Source organism: Kribbella sp., from assembly GCF_035655035.1.
Lineage (GTDB): Bacteria > Actinomycetota > Actinomycetes > Propionibacteriales > Kribbellaceae > Kribbella.
The window spans coordinates 1-3908 of sequence record NZ_DASRVN010000244.1 but is presented as its reverse complement, the minus strand read 5'-3'; the positions used below and the strand labels follow the sequence as shown (position 1 = coordinate 3908).

The 3908-nt window shown below is 67.2% G+C and carries 4 protein-coding genes and 1 pseudogene; 1 reads left to right on the top strand and 4 read right to left on the bottom strand.

All coding sequences use genetic code 11. The annotated features are described in order from the left end of the window. The 4 genes from VFF46_RS14155 to sdhC form a co-directional block, all read right to left on the bottom strand. Positions 1-596, bottom strand: a 596-nt coding sequence (locus tag VFF46_RS14155) for a succinate dehydrogenase iron-sulfur subunit (RefSeq protein WP_325037571.1), incomplete at its 3' end; no start/stop codon positions are given. Further along, on the bottom strand, positions 596-2338 hold the full coding sequence (gene sdhA / locus VFF46_RS14150; protein ID WP_325037570.1) for a succinate dehydrogenase flavoprotein subunit: 1743 nt from the start codon (positions 2336-2338) through the stop codon (positions 596-598). The genes VFF46_RS14155 and sdhA, both read right to left, overlap by 1 nt. A gap of 9 nt (positions 2339-2347) precedes the next feature. Then, the gene (locus tag VFF46_RS14145; RefSeq protein WP_325037569.1) at positions 2348-2803 is read right to left on the bottom strand and encodes a succinate dehydrogenase hydrophobic membrane anchor subunit; all 456 of its coding nucleotides are present in this window, start codon (positions 2801-2803) and stop codon (positions 2348-2350) included. Position 2804: 1 nt separating this feature from the next. Beyond that, a complete protein-coding gene (gene sdhC / locus VFF46_RS14140) occupies positions 2805-3182 on the bottom strand; it encodes a succinate dehydrogenase, cytochrome b556 subunit (RefSeq protein WP_141858434.1) in 378 nt (125 codons plus the stop codon). A gap of 189 nt (positions 3183-3371) precedes the next feature. Here sdhC and VFF46_RS14135 point away from each other — a divergent pair. Next, positions 3372-3908, top strand: a pseudogene (locus tag VFF46_RS14135) (hydrolase); the annotation flags it as partial.

Here is a 3908-nt window from a genome sequence, read left to right as displayed (position 1 = left end):
ACGCCTTCCTTGTCGTTCAGGATCTCCAGCCGCTGCTCGGTGCCCTCGTCGCGGCTGTCGAAGATGAACCGGTGCGCGCCGACGATCGCCTGCGGGCCGAAGTACTGGCCGTCGGACCAGAACACCGGGCAGGACGTCGTGCACGCCGCGCAGAGGATGCACTTCGTGGTGTCGTCGAAGCGGTCCCGGTCGGCCTGCGACTGGATCCGCTCCCGGGTCGGCTCGTGACCGTCGGTGACCAGGAACGGCATCACCGAGCGGTACGCCTCGAAGAACGGGTCCATGTCGACGACCAGGTCCTTGAGCACCGCGAGCCCCTTGATCGGCTCGACGGTGATCTCCTTGTCCGGGTTCAGGTCCTTGATCAGGGTCTTGCAGGCGAGCCGGTTCCGGCCGTTGATCCGCATCGCGTCGGAGCCGCAGACCCCGTGCGCGCACGACCGCCGGAACGTCAGCGTGCCGTCCTGCTCCCACTTGACCTTGTGCAGCGCGTCCAGCACCCGGTCGGTCGGCTGCAGCGTGACCGAGTACGTCTTCCACTCGGCCTCGTCGGCCACCTCGGGGTTGTACCTGAGGATCTTGACCTTGACGTCCATCAGTACTTGCGCTCCATCGGCTTGTAACGGGTCTGGACGACCGGTTTGTAGTCGAGCCGGATGTTCACGTTGCCCTCGGCATCGACCTCGCGGTACGCCATCGTGTGCCGCATGAAGTTCACGTCGTCGCGCTTGTCGTAGTCCTCGCGGAAGTGCCCGCCGCGGGACTCCTTGCGGGCCAGCGCGCCGACCACCAGCACCTCGGCCAGGTCGATCAGGAAGCCCAGCTCGACGGCCTCCAGCAGGTCGGTGTTGAACCGCTTGCCCTTGTCCTGGACCGCGACGTTCGCGAACCGGACCTTCAGCGCCTCGATGTCGGTCAGCGCCTGCTTCAGCGAGCCCTCGGTCCGGTACACCTGCGCGTTCAGGTCCATGGTCGCCTGCAGGTCGGACCGGATCGCCGCGATCCGCTCCTCGCCGGTGGAGGTCCGCAGGCCCTCGACCAGCTCGACGACGTACTTCTCCGGCTCCAGCGGGAGTTCCTCGAAGGACGCGGTCTCGGCGTACTCCGCGGCCGCGATCCCCGCGCGCCGCCCGAACACGTTGATGTCCAGCAGCGAGTTGGTGCCCAGCCGGTTCGCGCCGTGCACGGAGACGCACGCGACCTCGCCCGCGGCGTACAGGCCGGGGATCACGTGGTCGTTGTCGGCCAGCGCCTCGCCCTTGATGTTGGTCGGGATGCCGCCCATCGCGTAGTGCGCGGTCGGGAACACCGGGATCTGCTCGGTGTACGGCTCCACGCCCAGGTAGGTCCGCGCGAACTCGGTGATGTCCGGGAGCTTCGCGTCGATGTGCGCCGGCTCAAGGTGGGTCAGGTCGAGCATCACGTACGCGCCGTCGGGGCCGCAGCCGCGGCCCTCGCGGACCTCGTTGGCCATCGCGCGGGCGACCATGTCCCGCGGCGCCAGGTCCTTCACGGTCGGCGCGTACCGCTCCATGAAGCGCTCGTTGTCCTTGTTCCGCAGGATGCCGCCCTCACCACGGGCCGCCTCCGACAGCAGTACGCCGAGCCCCGCCAGGCCGGTCGGGTGGAACTGGAAGAACTCCATGTCCTCCAGCGGCAGGCCCTTGCGCCAGACGATGCCCATCCCGTCGCCGGTGAGCGTGTGCGCGTTGGACGTGGTCCGGAAGACCTTGCCGAAACCGCCGGACGCGAAGATCACCGACTTGGCGGAGAACACGTGCAGCTCGCCGGTGGCCAGCTCGTACGCGACCACGCCGCTCGCCTTGCCGTCGGTCATCAGCAGGTCGAGAACGTAGTACTCGTTGAAGAACTCGACGTTCTGCTTGATGCACTGCTGGTACAGCGTCTGCAGGATCATGTGACCGGTACGGTCGGCCGCGAAGCAGGAGCGCCGTACGACGGCCTCGCCGTGGTTGCGGGTGTGCCCGCCGAAGAACCGCTGGTCGATCTTGCCCTCGGCCGTCCGGTTGAACGGCAGACCCATCTTCTCCAGGTCGAGGACCGCGTCCACGGCCTCCTTGCACATCACCTCGGCGGCGTCCTGGTCGACCAGGAAGTCACCGCCCTTGACGGTGTCGAAGGTGTGCCACTCCCAGTTGTCCTCCTCGACGTTCGCCAGCGCGGCGCACATGCCGCCCTGGGCCGCGCCGGTGTGCGACCGGGTCGGGTAGAGCTTGGTGAGTACGGCGGTCCGGGTCCGCTTGCTCGACTCGAGGGCGGCCCGCATTCCGGCGCCGCCCGCGCCGACGATGATGACGTCGTACTGGTGCTGCTGCATCAAGATCCTTTATTTGCAGACCGACAACGTGGAGTTGGGGTCGAGGCAGGGGTCGAAGGTGAAGATCACCAGGGTGCCGAGGACCACGACCACGATCGCCGCCGTGATCAGCAGGGCCTTCAGCCAGAACCGGGTCTGGTCCTTCTCGGCGTAGTCGTTGATGATCGTGCGCAGGCCGTTCGTGCCGTGCAGCATCGCCAGCCACAGCATCAGCAGGTCCCAGACCTGCCACAGCGGGTTGGCCCACTTGCCGGCCACGAACCCGAAGTCCAGCGCGGTGATCCCGCCGCCGAGCATCAGGTTCACGAACAGGTGCCCGAGCACCAGGATCACCAGGGCGAGCCCGGACAGCCGCATGAACAGCCAGCTGTACAGCTCGAAGTTGGTCTGGCCGGAGCGGTTCCGGCCGCCGCCCTTCAGGTTGCGGGCCCGGGAGCTGGACCGGGGTGCGGCGATGTCGCTCATCTCAGCCTCCGAACACGTGGCTCAGGTGCCGGATGACGAACGGCACGAACAGGACCACCCAGAGCACCAGCACGCCGATCATCAGCTGCCGCTGGTAGCGCGGGCCCTTGGCCCAGAAGTCCACCAGGATCAGCCGGATGCCGTTGAAGGCGTGGAACAGGATCGCCGCCACCAGCCCGACCTCGAGCAGGCCGACGACCGGGTTCTTGTAGGTGCCGATCACCTCGTTGTAGGCGTGCGGCGAGACCCGGACGAGCGCGGTGTCCAGCACATGCACCAGCAGGAAGAAGAAGATCCCGACACCGGTGATCCGGTGCGCGACCCATGACCACATGCCCTCCCGGCCGCGGTAGAGCGTGCCGGCTGGTTTGCTGGGCAAACCGTCCTCCGATCGGACCCCAAGAACCTGGCGGAATCCAGGTCGGTTCGATGCTAATCCCGCCGTACCGGCCGAAAGGTGCTGCCAGGTGTGAGATCCGTCGCGTCGGTGGCCCATCGGGAACAGCCGCGAGTGGCCCTCGACGGACGGCTTGACTTCAACTTGACTTGAGTTCGTTGACTTTCATGCATGACTCGAGAGGGGAACGACACGGTGAGTTTCTGGATCTGTGCGACCTGTGCGGTGGAGCATTCGGAACAGGTCGAGGTGTGTGCGATCTGCGCCGACGAGCGGCAGTGGGTGCCCGCCGACGGGCAGCACTGGACGACGCTCGACGAACTGGCCGGTACCGAGGTGACGATCGACGAGGTGGAGCCAGGCCTGTACGGCCTGCGTTCGAAGCCGCCGGTCGGGATCGGCCAGCAGTCGATGCTGTTGACAACGACCGCGGGCAACCTGTTGTGGGACCCGATCGGCTACCTGGACGACGACGCGGTCCGCCGGGTGCGGGACCTCGGCGAGGTGGTGGCGATCATCGCCAGCCACCCGCACATGTACGGCGTCCAGGTCGAGTGGAGCCACCGGCTGGGCGACGTCCCGGTGTACGTCGCGGAGGCCGACAAGGAGTGGGTCGCCCGTCAGGACCCGGTGATCCGGACCTGGTCCGGTCAGCTCACCCCGCTACCCGGCGTGACCGTCCTGCAACCCGGCGGGCATTTCCCGGGC